The organism is Amycolatopsis sp. WAC 01376, from assembly GCF_003947415.1.
Classification (GTDB): domain Bacteria; phylum Actinomycetota; class Actinomycetes; order Mycobacteriales; family Pseudonocardiaceae; genus Amycolatopsis.
Map to the genome: position 1 here is coordinate 1 of NZ_QHKL01000011.1, position 13,070 is coordinate 13,070.

The 13,070-nt window shown below is 68.2% G+C and carries 9 protein-coding genes; 1 reads left to right on the forward strand and 8 read right to left on the reverse strand.

The features are described 5' to 3' along the window. Nucleotides 1–340 precede the first annotated feature (340 nt). The 4 genes from DMH03_RS38455 to DMH03_RS38470 all read right to left on the reverse strand — a co-directional run bounded on the left by DMH03_RS38455 (nucleotide 341) and on the right by DMH03_RS38470 (nucleotide 7,882). Nucleotides 341–1,870 carry a S8 family peptidase gene (locus DMH03_RS38455; RefSeq protein WP_125796927.1) on the reverse strand — a complete coding sequence of 510 codons (1,530 nt, stop codon included), beginning with the start codon at nucleotides 1,868–1,870 and terminating at the stop codon, nucleotides 341–343. 27 nt (nucleotides 1,871–1,897) lie between these two features. Further along, the gene (locus DMH03_RS38460) at nucleotides 1,898–3,358 is read right to left on the reverse strand and encodes a trypsin-like serine protease (RefSeq protein ID WP_125796928.1); all 1,461 of its coding nucleotides are present in this window, start codon (nucleotides 3,356–3,358) and stop codon (nucleotides 1,898–1,900) included. Nucleotides 3,359–3,384: 26 nt separating this feature from the next. After that, on the reverse strand, nucleotides 3,385–4,926 hold the full coding sequence (locus DMH03_RS38465) for a S8 family peptidase (RefSeq protein WP_125796929.1): 1,542 nt from the start codon (nucleotides 4,924–4,926) through the stop codon (nucleotides 3,385–3,387). Between the two features lie 208 nt (nucleotides 4,927–5,134). Next, nucleotides 5,135–7,882 (reverse strand): AAA family ATPase, encoded by a 2,748-nt coding sequence (locus DMH03_RS38470; RefSeq protein WP_233611838.1) that lies wholly within the window; start codon nucleotides 7,880–7,882, stop codon nucleotides 5,135–5,137. Between the two features lie 247 nt (nucleotides 7,883–8,129). Between DMH03_RS38470 and DMH03_RS38475 the strand changes: the two genes are divergently transcribed. Next, nucleotides 8,130–9,104 (forward strand): sensor histidine kinase, encoded by a 975-nt coding sequence (locus tag DMH03_RS38475; protein ID WP_125796931.1) that lies wholly within the window; start codon nucleotides 8,130–8,132, stop codon nucleotides 9,102–9,104. A gap of 309 nt (nucleotides 9,105–9,413) precedes the next feature. Here DMH03_RS38475 and DMH03_RS43085 read toward each other — a convergent pair whose 3' ends face one another. From DMH03_RS43085 to DMH03_RS38495, 4 genes are all read right to left on the reverse strand, one after another. Then, on the reverse strand, nucleotides 9,414–10,817 hold the full coding sequence (locus DMH03_RS43085; RefSeq protein WP_125796932.1) for a WXG100 family type VII secretion target: 1,404 nt from the start codon (nucleotides 10,815–10,817) through the stop codon (nucleotides 9,414–9,416). Continuing rightward, entirely contained in the window at nucleotides 10,814–11,152 is a 339-nt protein-coding gene (locus DMH03_RS38485; protein ID WP_125796933.1) for a type VII secretion target, read from the reverse strand. The genes DMH03_RS43085 and DMH03_RS38485 overlap by 4 nt, the downstream gene beginning before the upstream one ends. A 212-nt stretch (nucleotides 11,153–11,364) precedes the next feature. Next, complete coding sequence (locus DMH03_RS38490) at nucleotides 11,365–11,799, reverse strand: hypothetical protein (protein WP_233611839.1); 435 nt, start codon at nucleotides 11,797–11,799, stop codon at nucleotides 11,365–11,367. Beyond that, on the reverse strand, nucleotides 11,796–13,019 hold the full coding sequence (locus DMH03_RS38495) for a hypothetical protein (protein ID WP_125796934.1): 1,224 nt from the start codon (nucleotides 13,017–13,019) through the stop codon (nucleotides 11,796–11,798). The genes DMH03_RS38490 and DMH03_RS38495 overlap by 4 nt, the downstream gene beginning before the upstream one ends. Nucleotides 13,020–13,070 lie beyond the last annotated feature (51 nt).

Below are 13,070 nucleotides of genomic sequence, written 5' to 3' on the forward strand. Positions count from 1 at the left end.
CTCGCGAGAGTGGCCGCCGAACTCAACGGCCGCCCCCGCAAAACACTGGACTGGCTTACACCCCAAGAAAAACTCAACCTGCTACTGTCCTAAATAGAGCATGTTGCGACGACCGCATGAATCCGCCGGCCCCTCACTACCTTCCGATGATGTGCTGGGCCCAGCCCAAGGCACCACTCACGGCTGACCGGTCACGCGTGTTCTCTCCGGTGCGCCCAATGTGGCATTGGTGGCGCTGAGCGTCCCCAATGCCACATTGGGGGCACCGCAACTCACATCGTGAAGGAGCGACGAAGTGGGGCCGGCATCGAGACCGGCCCCACCTCTCACCCCACCCTGGTCAGAACGTGAGGGTGAATCCGTCGATCGAACCGGTGTCGAACCTGTAGACGTCCTGGGCGCTCAGCTTCCAGGTCCCGTTGGCGTTCTCGCCGGAGGCGTCGACCGTGTAGGTCTCGTGCACTCCCGAAGCACTGCCCGTGCCGCCCGCGTTCTTGAGGCGGTAGGTCTTGCCGCTGGGCCCGATCAGGTCCAGCGCCAGGTCGGCGGTGTAGGTGTGGCTGATGTCCACCTTGACCGGCAGCGTCGAGGACGCCCTCCCGTCACATCCTTCCTGCGTGATCGAGCTCGTCACCGCGGCACCGGCGTCCGGAATCGCCACCGGGACGGTGTTCGACTTCGCGCCGCACGTCGGCGCCGGGCCGCCGCCACCGATGAACGAGACGTTCAGCAGTTTGTTCAGCGAGCCGCTGCCGGGATTCTTGACGACACCGTCGGACGCGTTGTTGACCAACGCGTCACGCACCTGCTTCGGCGTCGCGGCCGGGTTGGCCGCCAGGTAGAGCGCGGCCGTGCCGACGACGTGCGGCGTCGCCATGGAGGTGCCGTTCATGACCGCGGACCCGCCGTTGCTCGGGCTCAGCGACGTGATGTTGGAGCCCGGCGCGAAGATGTCCGTGCACGAACCGTAGTTCGAGAACGACGACCGGTTGTCGCTGGAGTCCGTGGCGTTCACCGTGATGGCTTCGGGAACCCTGGCGGGGCTGGTGTTGCAGGCGTCGGTCGACGCGTTGCCGGACGCGACGCCGTAGACGACGCCCGACGCGATCGACTTCTTGAGCGCGTCGTCACCCACACCGGGCGCGTCCATGGTGAGGCTCATGTTCGCCACGGCCGGCTTCTTCGCGTTGGCCGTCACCCAGTCGACGGCGTCGATGATGCCCGAGTCAGGTCCGGAGTTGTTGCAGCCCAGTACTTTCAGCCCGACGATCTTGACCTTCTTGGCGACACCGTAGGTCTTGCTGCCGATGGTGCCTGCCGTGTGGCTGCCGTGTCCGTTGCAGTCCTTGCCGTCACCGCCCATGAAATCCTTGCCGAGACTGGCCCGGCCTTCGTACTCCGGGTTGTCGGGGTTGATGCCGCTGTCGAGGTCGTACGCGGTGACGCCTTCACCGCTGTTGTTGTAGGTGTACTTCTTGTCCAGCGGCAGGGCTTTCTGGTCGACGCGGTCCAGACCCCACGTCGGGTTGGTCTGCGTGTCGGTGCCGCGAGCGGTGCCGTCCTGGTAGACGGCCTTGACCGACGGGTCCGCCGCGAGCCGCCGAGCCTGCTGCTCGGTCATCTTCTTGACCGAGAAGCCGTTCAGCGCCGCGGACCAGGTGGACCGCACTTCGCCGCCGAAGCGTTCGGTCAGCGAGACCGACGCCGCCTGCGCGGTCGCGAGGCCGTCCTTCAGTACCACGATGTACTGGTCGCCGTAGTGCTGCTTCGCCTGCACCACGACACCTTCGGCTTCGGCCGCGACGGCGTTTCCGATGCCCAGCGCCAGTAAGGGGGTCAACGCGCCCAGAGTCAGCAGTAATTTACGCATGGATTGTCACCTCGGTGATGAGTACGGTCACTGGACGGTGAGGGTGTACGTGGCGGTCGAGGTCTTGCCGGTACCGTCTTTCGCGGTGATGGTGATCGGGTAGGTGCCCGCCCGGTAGGGCGCGTAGATCCGCATCTCGGAACTGCCGCCGCTGGAGATGTTCTGCGGGGTGAAGAACGGGGCGATGGGCAGGCCCTGTCCCGAGGCCGAAAGAGCGATGGTGCCGCTACCGCCGGTCGCGGAAACCGTCGCGCTCAGGAATCCCGAGGCGCGAACGGTGCCCGACCCCGGGTTCACCGTCACCTTGAGGTCACCCGGCTGACTTCCGCCCTTCCCGACGGTCAGCGTCAGCGTGGTGGTCACGGTGTCGGTCGTCCCCTTGCCGGAGACGGTGATCGTGTAGTCCTTCTCCGGGGTGTTCGCGGCGGTCTCGATCGTCAGTTTCGCGGTGTCACCGGCGTTGATGGACGAGGGCTGGAAGGTCGCCTTGGCACCGTCGGGCAGCCCGGACGCGCTGAGCGCGACGTTCTCGCTGCCGTTCTTGCCCGGTTTGCTCGTGATCGACGCCGAAACATACTTGCCGGGGTCGACCTTCACCGAACCCGGAGAGGCCGCGAGGGTGAACTTGTCGGTGCTGGGCACCTCGCCGATCTGCTGCTTGACCCAGTCGCCCATTTCGTTGTTCAGGCGGCTGTAGACGCTGTACCACCGGAAGTCGCTGCGGCTCCACGACGTGATGCCGACGACGACGCCGTTGACGATGAACGGGCCACCGCTGTCACCGGGAAGGACGGTCTTGCGGCCGTCGGAATACCCGGCGCAGATCATCGTCGCCGGGTCGACGCCGTTCTCCACCCCGGTGCACTGGTTCGCGTTGACGATCGGCAGCGTCAGCTTCTGCAAAGTGACGTCGGCGGGGCTGTCGTTGTAGCTCTTCTTGCCGTAGCCCAGGCTGAAACCGTCCTTGCCCGGCGCCTCGAGGCCGGTGTCGGCGGAGGTGGCGACCTTCGCGTAGCCGCCGGCGGGGACGGGGATGTCGCCGTCGGTGGTGATGATCGCGACGTCGTAGCCGTTCCAGGGCTGGGTGAACTTCGGATGGAGCTGGTAGTCGACGGCCTTGAGCTGGGTGCCGCCGGTGCTCACCAGATCGTCCAGTCCATAGAGGACGGACTTCTCGCCTGCCAGTTCCTTGCAGTGCGCCGCGACCATCACCTTGCGGGGCGCCACGACGGAACCGCTGCAGCTCTGCCCCTTGGGCCGCGAGCCGCCCTCACGCAGGGCCGCGATGGCGAAGGGATAGTCCTTCACCGAAGCGGGCACGCCGCCGATGCCCAGGGCATGGGCACCGCCGGGAACCTGGACGTCACCGGTGGGAGCGATCGCCGACGCGGCCGGCTGGGGCGCCGCCCCGGCGGTTCCGCCGGCCACGGGTATCGACAGTGCCGCCACACCCAGTGCCAGCAGTCCGAGGACTCTTTTCCTTTTCACGGTATTTCCTTTCAGCAGGGAGGAAATCAGAAGGTCAGGCCGAAGCCGTCGAGCACGCCGGTGTCGAACCGGTAGACGTCCTGGACACGCAGCTTCCAGTCGCCGGAACGGTTCTCGCCCGAGGTGTCGACGGTGTAGGTCTTGGAGAGATCGACGGTGCTTTCGCCACCCGCCTGCTTGAGGTTGACGACCTGGCCGCTCGGCGTGACGAGGTCGATCTTGAGATCGCCCGTGTACGGGTGCTTGATCGCCACGGCCACCGAAGTGCCAGCGGTTCCCTTCGCATCGCAGGAACCGATGGTCACGGTGCTGCCCACGGCTTCACCGGCGTCCGGGACGGCGACGTCGTCGGTGCTGGTGCCGCCCGCGCAGGACGGCGTGCCTCCGCCGAGGAAACCGGTGTACAGCAGCTTGTTCGGCGACCCCTTCGGGTCGGAGATCTTGCCGGGGGTGGCGTTGTCGAGCAGTGCCTTGGTGACCTGCTCCGGGGTGGCCGACGGATTCGCGGTCAGGTAGAGCGCGGCCGCGCCTGCGACGTGCGGGGTGGCCATCGACGTGCCGCTCATCTGCTGCGTGCCGCCGCCGTTGCGGGTCGAGGTGATGTTGCTGCCCGGCCCGAACAGATCGGTGCAGGTCCCGTAGTTCGACGACTGCGAGGAGTTGAAGATCGACCGCTTGTCCTGGATGTCGCTCGCGGCGACCGTGATCGCTTCCGGCGTCCGGGCAGGCGAGACGTTGCAGGCGTCCTGCCCCTCGTTGCCCGCCGCGACCGTGACGGTGATCCCGGCCCGGACCGCGCCCTGGACCGCCTGGTCCACAGTGGACGTCGCACCGCCGCCGATGCTCATCGTGAGCACCGCGGGCTTCTTGGCGTTCTTGGTGACCCAGTCGATTCCCGACACGATCGTCGACCACGGCGCACTGGAGTTGCAGCCGAGCACGCGGACGGCCACGATCTTCACGCCTTTCGCGACACCGTAGGTCGTGCTGCCGACGGTTCCGGCGACGTGCGTGCCGTGGCCGTGGCAGTCCGAGGCGTCGCTGTCGTTGTCGACGAAGTCGTAGCCACTGCTCGCGCGCCCGCCGAACTCGGACTGCCGGTAGTCCGTGCCCGTGTCGAGCACGTAGACCGTGGCACCGTCGCCTTTGTTGGCGTAGCCGTACTTCTTGTCGAGCGGCAGATCCTTCTGGTCGACCCGGTCCAGGCCCCAGGTGGGATCGTTCTGGGTGTCGGTCGCGTGCGCGATGGCGTCCGGTTCGACCGATGCGACGGCCGGATCCGCGGCCAGCCGCCGAGCCTGCGCTTCGGTCATCCGGCTCGCGAAACCGCGCAGCGCGGCGTCGTAAGTGCGCGTGACCTGGCCACCGTATTCCGCCGCCAGCGACTCGGCGGCGGGCGACGGTCCGGTCTTCAAAGTGACGAGATAGGAACCTGGAATCGCGTCCGGCAGCCACGCCTGGACAATCGGCCCGGCGGGCGAGGCGATGGCGGGCACTGCCGGCAAGCCCAGGGCGAGTGCCAGGCCGGCAATGACCACGATCCTTCTTGGACGGAGACTTTCACGCATCGAGTCACTCCTGAAAGTGGGGAATCAACACCGGGAGACGTTGTGACAACAGTGAGTTCTCCACCGGACAGGAACAATAAGTATTGCACTCGGCGCGCTACTCAATTAAATGTCAACGCTTCAATAATCAGTGCCGTAAGCCCATTAAATAAGTGACCTCATCAAAGAAAAAACACATGCCAAGGCCAAATCGGAGCCGTTCGTCTGTTCAGGAGCGAGACAAATGCTCGCCGAGCACCGCACGCGAAGGCAGATCGAGTTTGTTCAACGCCCGGCTGATATGGACCTCGACCGTCCGCGCGGACAGAAAAAGCCGTTCCGCGATCTCGCGGTTACTGAGATTCTGCGCGGCCAGACGCGCCACTTCGAGTTCGCGCGGCGACAAGGCCTGGCCGTAGCCACGGCGACCACGCGACGGAGTGGTGGGATCGTGGCGCGCCAGGATCCGGCGGCATCGCTGCGCGTCGGCGACCGACTTCAAGGAACGGTAAATGGTTTCGGCCGAGGTCAACGCGCCAAGCAGTTTCCGGTGGTCGCCGAGTTCGGCATAACACTCACCGGCGAGTTCGCTCGCGCCGGCGGCGGCATAGGGGCGCGGCAAAGCCTGATAGGACAACGCCGCCTGGCTGAACAATTCGACCGCGTCGGCGGGCCGGGCCCTGGCGAGCATCCCCTGGCAGAAGAGAGCCGCCGCATGGGCGAGCGGCGCGTCCCGTCCGGCAATCCCCTCCTGGTACTCGGCGACCAGCCGTTCCGCCGCGTCGGTCTCCCCTCGGTCGACGAGAACCCGGACGGCGGGCGGGAGGAGTTCGGCCGCCCAGACCCAGTTGTTCTTTCGGCGCACACTCTCGAGTCCGCTTTCCGCGAGCCGTGCGGCGGCGGGAAGTTCCTTGGCCGCGAGGAGGACGGCCACCCGCCCCGCGAACGCCGACGCCCGCTGCGGGACGTTCCCGGCCGCGAGCGCGAAGGCGGTGTCGAAGTTCCGTGACGCCTCTTTGCGACGTCCGTTGCCCAGCTGGTACCAAGCCAGCGCGAGCAAGGGCTCCGCGGCGAGCGAACTTTCTCGGCCGACGCGGCCCACCAGCCCGAGGACCTCGGCCTCCACCTCAGGCCAGATGCCCATCGCGACGTCGAGCCGGAGGTCCGTCCCGGCCGCGAGCACTTCCAGGTAGGGCTGTTCCTCGTCGTGGACCAGCCGACGGGCGGTGGCGAGATACGTCCTCGCCACCGGGTAGTACCCGTTCCAGGCGGCCGCGTCGGCGAGGTTGATGTAGGTCCGGCTGACCTGCCTGCGCACCTCGGCGGACCGAGGCGAGGCCGGAAGCGTGCCGACGTCCTGCCAGACCCCGGGATCGGCCACCTGCATCCGTCCGGACACCCGGTTCGCGGTGACCGCGGCGATCAGTTCGACGTCGCGGGTGCCCTTGCTGGCCTGTTCGGCCTGGTCCAGCCAGCGCAGGTTCTCCTCGACCGGCACCGGCCCGACGTGCGGGAGAGCCAACGTGATCAGCCCGCGGGCGAGGAGCGCGCGCCGGCCGTCGAGATCCGCGATGGCCAGCTCGATCTCGGAACGGCCCGCGTCGACCTGCCCGATCTGGTTGATCAGGACCCGGCCGAGGTTGATCCGGATCTCGCCGCGCGCGGCCTTGCTCATCGGCCAGTCGTGCGCCGCCGTGCGCAGCAGCCGCAGCGTGGATTCGCCGATCAGTCCGTACGCGGTCTCCCGGCTGAGCCGCACGGCGAAGTTCTCCCTGCGCGCCCGAGAGAGCGCGGAGTCCCCGAGCGCGGTCTCGAGCAGCCGCACGGCTTCGTCCGGCCTGCCCTCGGCCGCCGCCTGGTCCACGGATTCCGAGACGTACCGCGCCCACTCGTCGAGCTCACCGGCCTCCCGGTGGTGGTACGCGACCCTCCGCGGTTCCGGCTCGTCCGAGCAGGCAAGCAGCCGCGCGGCGCCGGAGTGCAGCCGAGACCGCCGCGGGCCCGGGATGGCGGCGCGGACCGCGTCCGCGACCAGCGGACTGCGCACCGCGTACCGATCGTTTCCCAGGTCACGCAGGAACCCCGCGGCCATCGCCTGGAGCAGGTCGTCGACGATTCCGGCGCCGTCCGAGCCCGCCACGGCGGCGAGCGCCTTGCCACCCGCCGGCCTGCCGAGGATCACCGCGGCCGCCACGACCGCCGCGGCGCCTTGCTCCAGCACCGCGAACCTCGCGGCGAGTTCTGCCGCCCAAGCAGCGGGGGCGACCTTCTCCGAGAGCTTCATGGCGGCCTGCGCGTCGAGTCCGGAGATCGCTTCCAGTACCGCGGTGACCGCGGCGGCCACCCCTCCGGTTCGGCGATGGACCCGCTCGGCGAGCTCGCGCGAACCAGCCTTCGCCTCGACGTCCGCGATCCGCAGCGGCTTCAGAGTGCATCGCGCCGTCACCCCGGAGCGGGGAGGCCACCAGGCATCGCGAAGGGTCCGTTGCTGCAGCCGGAGTGCGGAGCCGGTCACGACGGCCAGCCGTTCGGACGGCCGGGCGGCCAGCAGCCGGAGGAGGTCCTGGGTCTCTTCGTCAGCCTCGTCCGCGTCGTCGACGATCAGGACCGTGCGCTCCGGCAAGGTCAGCAGTTCGCGGAGCGCACGGTGCACCAGGTGGCGATCCGAGCCGATCGGCTCCGGCAGGACGGCGCCGAGTTCGGGGAGCAAGGGGTGCAGGACCCCGGCGAGCGGCGACAGGCGACCGGCCATCCCCGTCCACCTGTCCGCGGCGGCTCCCAGCGCGTCGAGCAGCGGCGCGAGCGGCGCCGGATCGGGCTCCCGCACGCAGCGGAGCTCGATCACGGTCCGCTCCTGAGCAGCAGCGGAACGCGCCACCCGGCGGAGGAGGTCCGTCTTCCCGGAACCGGGTTCGCCTTCGACCACGACGAAGGCGAACGGCTTGGCGATCTCCCGTTCCACCCACGACAGTTCCACCACGGCGCCCCTTACTTCAGCGTGAACGACCCCGGCTCGGCAAGCATCACCCCGGACCACAGTGGTCGCCAGCTTGTGCGCAATAAGTCAGGGCACGTAGTGAATGAGCCGAGGGCGGACGTGCCCCGGTGTCACCGCCACTAGACTGGGTACGAAGAAGTCGGCAGTACGGGGTCAGCGTGGGTGCAGGGTTGGGACATGCCGGTGGCGCGCCGTGCGTCAACCTCCTGAACGGGGGTACCCGGTCATGGTGAAGGCGACCACGACAGCGGCGGGCACCGACCCGTTCGTCCACCCGGCGCTGTTCTACCGGGGGCCGGACGACTACCTGGCGGGCACTGTCCCGTTCATTTTGCGGGGTTTGGAGAGCGGCGAGCCGGTCGCGGTCTCGGTGCCCGGCCCCAACCTGGAGCTGCTGCGGACCGCCTTGGGCCGGGACGCCGAGCGGGTACGGCTGCTGGACATGACCGAGGAAGGCCGCAACCCCGGCCGGATCATCCCCGGCGTCCTCCGCGCCTTCGCCGACGACCACACCACCCGGCGGGTCCGCATCATCGGCGAGCCCATCTGGGCCGAACGGTCCGAGCTGGAGTACCCGGCGTGCGCCCAGCACGAGGCGCTGATCAACCACGCGTTCACCGGCCGCGAAGTCACCATTCTCTGCCCCTACGACGTCACCCGCCTCGACGCCCGCGCCCTGTCCGACGCCGAAGCCACCCACCCGGTCCTGATCGACTCCACCGGAGAGCGCGCCAGCACCGGCTACGACCCCGACCGCATCATCACCGGTTACAACACCCCGCTGCCCGTACCGGCACCGACAGAATCGGCCGGGTACAGCATCCTCGACGCCGTCACCGGCGAGGCCGCTTCCCTGGCTCACGCCCGCGCCGTGGCCCGTGACCAGGCCCGGCGTGCCGGCCTCACCGACGATCAAGTGGCGGACGTCCAGCTCGTGGTCGCCGAACTCCTGGCCAACAGCGTGGACCACGGCGGCGGGCAGGGACGGCTCGGCATCTGGTCCGAGGCGGGCGGACTGGTCTGCGAGGTCCACGACACCGGTCGCCTGACCGACCCGCTGGCCGGACGGCGGCCCGCCGCCCCCGGTCAGCTACGCGGCCGCGGGCTCCTGCTGGTCAACCATCTGTCCGACCTCGTGCGCGTCCACACCGGCCCGCAGGGCACCACGATCCGCGTCTGCTTCACCACGAAGCGTCACTGACTCTCGGCGCGACTTCGGGTCGTGTCTCGGGCGAGACGGTGGGCTGGGTGACGCGACACCGCACTCGCGTGCTCAGACCCGGATCTCGCGTGTTTAAAGACGTAACTCGCGTGTTTGGAGACGTAACTCGCGAGTGCGGCATCCAGACACGCGAGTTACGCCTCCAAGCACGCGAGTCACGCCTTACCTCACGCCGGCCAACCCGGGCGAAGTCATGCCGGGAGTGTCCCTTGTGGACGGTCGGGAAAGCGTCAGGCACCGTGGTGAGTCCGCCCACGACCCACTCGACCAGCGGGTACGCGGCGGGAATCAAGGGACCTCGTAGAACTTGTCGTAGTGACCCGGCGCGTAATAGAACTTGTCGTTGTCGTCCTTGACGATGCGGTCCGGCTTCGGCCTCTGGTTCTCCGGCAGCGGCTTTCCGCTGAAGTCCGTGTACTCGTCGGCGTCCCTGATGGGTTTCTTGTTTTCGTACCTCGGTGTCGGGTGGACGTCGAATTCGTAGTAGTTGCCGTCGTACGGTTTCGTGGGCTTGCCGTCAGGACCGAACGGTTGATCGGCGGGCTTGTTGCCGCCGCTCACCTTGCCGTTGTGCGGAAGCCTGCCTTCGTTCCCGACTTTGCCGCCTGCCTGACCGTGGTTCCCGTAGATCCTGCCGCCCCAGGTCGAGCCGGGGCCGGGGGTGGGCTTGTTCCCCAAGCCCAGCGAGTTGAGCTTGTCGTTGTCCACGCTGTTGTGCCAGGCGCCGAACTGGCCGCTGTCCTTGTGGTCGAGGATCCACCGTTTCATCTTGAGCGCGGCGTCTTTCTGCGCCTGGGTGAGCTCGTCGAAATTCCCGAGGTTCGGCGAAAGATCGGGCTGCGGTTGGGGCTGGGGCTTCTTCCCCTTGCCACCACCGCCTCCGCCGCGGGTGCTGCTGTACTCGCCGCCCGGTTTCGGACCGCGGGGTTTCCCTGCCGGTCCGGTCTTGCCGGTGTCGATCTTGCGGAGCGCCTTCTCCGCTTCGGCGAAGATGTTCTTCGCCTTCTTCATCAGCGGGGCGAGCGCGCTCATCGCCTTGACCAGCTTGGTGACGACGGTGGCGATCTTGGAAGCGGTCTTCGCGATGGCGGCGGTGACCTGCGGCAGCACCCAGGTCATGCCGAGGCCGAGCGTCGCCAGCACCTGCAGCGCCCAGCTGATCAGTTCGGCGATGGTGTCGCGGACCAGGGTGCGGACCGCGGTGACCACCTCACCGCCGATCCGGGTGCCGGAGGACGCGCCGCCGGCGGCCTGCTGGCACGCGCCGATCAAGGACGCGACATCCGCTCCCCTGGTGCGGTAGGCGTCACCGGCGTCACCGGCCCAGTTCGCGGTTTCGGCGACGACCATCGCGTCGAGGTCGGCGCTGATCGTGCCGAGTTCTTTGGCGACGTTCTGCCAGGTCTCGGCGTGCGCGGCGATCTCGTCCGGGTCTCCGGCGAGCGCGTCGAGTGCTTCCTTCAACGGTCCGACGTGCTCCATCAGCCAGCCGACCCCGGCGGCGAGGATGGTGCCGAACGGGTCGAGGGCGGCGGACACCGCGTCCATGGCGGCGCCGAACGCGCCGACCGCGACGGACGCCCAGTCACCGCTTTCGATGGACGCCTTGAGTTCGGTCGCGGATTCGAGCAGGGGAACGCCGGACACCGCGGTGGTGGAATCCTTCGGGGTGGCGACAAGGGGGTTGGTCATCGCGAGGCCTTCTCCATCGGAGTCGCCGGGATCGCGGCCTCGTACTGTTTGAACATGTCGACGCCCGCGGCGTCCTGCCCGGTGTAGGACTGTTCGGCGGTGCGCAGGTTGGCGGCGGTCGCCCGGACGCCGTCGATCGCGGCCTTGATCGAGTCGACCGTCTTCTCCTCCGCCGGATTGATGAACGGCGGGACGAACGCGCAGATCAGACCGTAGGCGTCGTCGGACATGGCCGCGGTGTTCGCCGCCGCCAGCACGGTGTCCAGCCGCTCGGCGATCCCGTCGACGTTCGCCGCGTGTTTGCCGATTTCCGCCGGTACGACCTGAAAGTTCATCCGTCACCCCTTCGAGACGTCCCGTATTCGGCACGCCGCTTCCGCTTGACCATCGTCACCCGGCCTTCGACGTTGGCACGTAACGGAAAACGCTCGTCATCCGTCGGGAGGCCGGGGAGTTCACGCGGCCACGATGCCATCGGGCTCCCGCCCGCGAGAAAGCTCTGTGCGAAGGGACAGCGTTCCTTGCACGAAAGGGCACCGGTCTTTTGTCAGAGTGGCTCCAGATAAGACCTCTCGGACCAATCGTCGTCCTCGTCGTCGCGAGGCGGACGGCTCGGCGCGGGCTGATCCTGTGCCACCGCGGAAAGCCCCTCGAGTTCGGCGACGACGGCGTCGACGTCCATAGTGGCCAGTTCGCCGACCTGCCGTTCCAAGGACGTCCAGGCTTCCGCGGCCAGCCGTCGGCGATCCTCGGCGGGCAGCGCGTCGATGACCTGCCACCAGCCTCGCGCCTCCTGGACGAACTCGTCCAGCACCGGGCCGTGCGCCAGCAGTTCGTACGGTTGCCGTCGCCCGGCGACGACCTCGCCCGCGAAGTCCCCGGCGGCACCGCCGGTCGCCGCCAGCAGCCGCATGACCGTCTGCCGTGCCCGGTCCCCGTCGGCGGAGTCGAACGGATCGTGGATCGTGCGTTCTCCTGTCACAGCAGCACACTCTTACGCTTGGCCGGGCAGTCGGCGTCCCGGTGTTCGTAGCCCTCCGGCCACTGCGGCGGATCGCCCATCGCGATGGTGGTCTCCAGCACCTCGTCGAGGGCCTTCTCCCCCGCGAACATGTGCGCCAGCCCGTACGCGGCGCTGATCAGCGTCTGGATGATCCCGACGATCTCGTTGAAGGACAGCACGAGATGGATGATGTCCAGCATCTCGCCTTCCTTCACGACTTCGACGAGCTTGCCGCGACGGCCGAGCTGGGACAGCGCTTCGCTGATGATCTCCACGACGCGCATCCCTTTTTCCAGGCCGAGTTTCTTGCCCTTGGTGAGGATCAGCAACGCGATGTCGATCGCCGAGCTGTAGCCGTGCCGGATCTCCTGCATCAGGTGGTAGGCGAGCTTCGCCAGCGCCTGGATCGCCAGGCTCGCGCCACGGAAGTACCGAGCCAGCTGCAACAGACTGGACCGGTAGGTGACCAGCCAGTTCTTGGCCCGATCGGCGCCCTCCCCCTCCCACGCGCCCTGGATCCCGAACCGGCCCTGGTCGATGTTGACCGCGGTGTTCTCCAGGCCGAGCGCGGCGTCGTTGTAGAGCACCGCCTGCCGCTGCAGCACGGTCCAGTCACCGACGAGCAGGTCGGCGATCATGGTGATGAAGTCCTTGTCGGAACCGGTGAGCATCTTGATCACTTCGGCGACGTCGCCGAGGGATCCGCCGAGATCGAGCAGTTTCTCGCGCTCCGCCTGTGCCTTCACCGGCCACCAGGCCGGGTCGGCGACGGCCGCCGGATCGGGCCCGCCGTAACCCACCGGGACGGCGTCGCGGAACGCCGCGGCACCGGCCGGGTCACGCACCTCGTCCGCGGGGACCCGCGCGGCGTCGGGCTCCGGGTTGAGCCGGTCCAGTAGTTCCGCCGCCCGCGCGTCCACCACGCCGTACCAGTGCGCCACACAGCGCAGTTCGTGTCCGCCGCCCGCGGCGAGATCGGCCGCGAACCGTGTCTGGCTCAGCGCCGTGCGCTGCCACTCGTCCAGTTTCGGCCAGGCGGCGGCGAAGAAACCCTCGCCGCTTTCGGTGTCGAATCCGGCACCGGCGCCGACCAAGCGGTCGAACCACTGGCGATAGGTGTCGACGCCCGCGCCCGCCCGCAGGACCAGGTCTCCGAGCGCGCGCACCGCGGCCGGCTCGACCGAGAACCCCTGCCCCATTCGTCCCCCTGTTGCTCCGAAGTACCCCTTCGACGTAGCTGAAGTTTGACA

Bases quoted from the DNA above. Each gene is read 5' to 3' on its own strand.
- DMH03_RS38455 (WP_125796927.1), bottom strand. From the start codon at position 1,870: ATGCGTAAATTACTGCTGACTCTGGGCGCGTTGACCCCCTTACTGGCG.
- DMH03_RS38495 (WP_125796934.1), bottom strand. From the start codon at position 13,019: ATGGGGCAGGGGTTCTCGGTCGAGCCGGCCGCGGTGCGCGCGCTCGGA.
- DMH03_RS38465 (WP_125796929.1), bottom strand. From the start codon at position 4,926: ATGCGTGAAAGTCTCCGTCCAAGAAGGATCGTGGTCATTGCCGGCCTG.
- DMH03_RS38485 (WP_125796933.1), bottom strand. From the start codon at position 11,152: ATGAACTTTCAGGTCGTACCGGCGGAAATCGGCAAACACGCGGCGAAC.
- DMH03_RS38475 (WP_125796931.1), top strand. From the start codon at position 8,130: ATGGTGAAGGCGACCACGACAGCGGCGGGCACCGACCCGTTCGTCCAC.
- DMH03_RS43085 (WP_125796932.1), bottom strand. From the start codon at position 10,817: ATGACCAACCCCCTTGTCGCCACCCCGAAGGATTCCACCACCGCGGTG.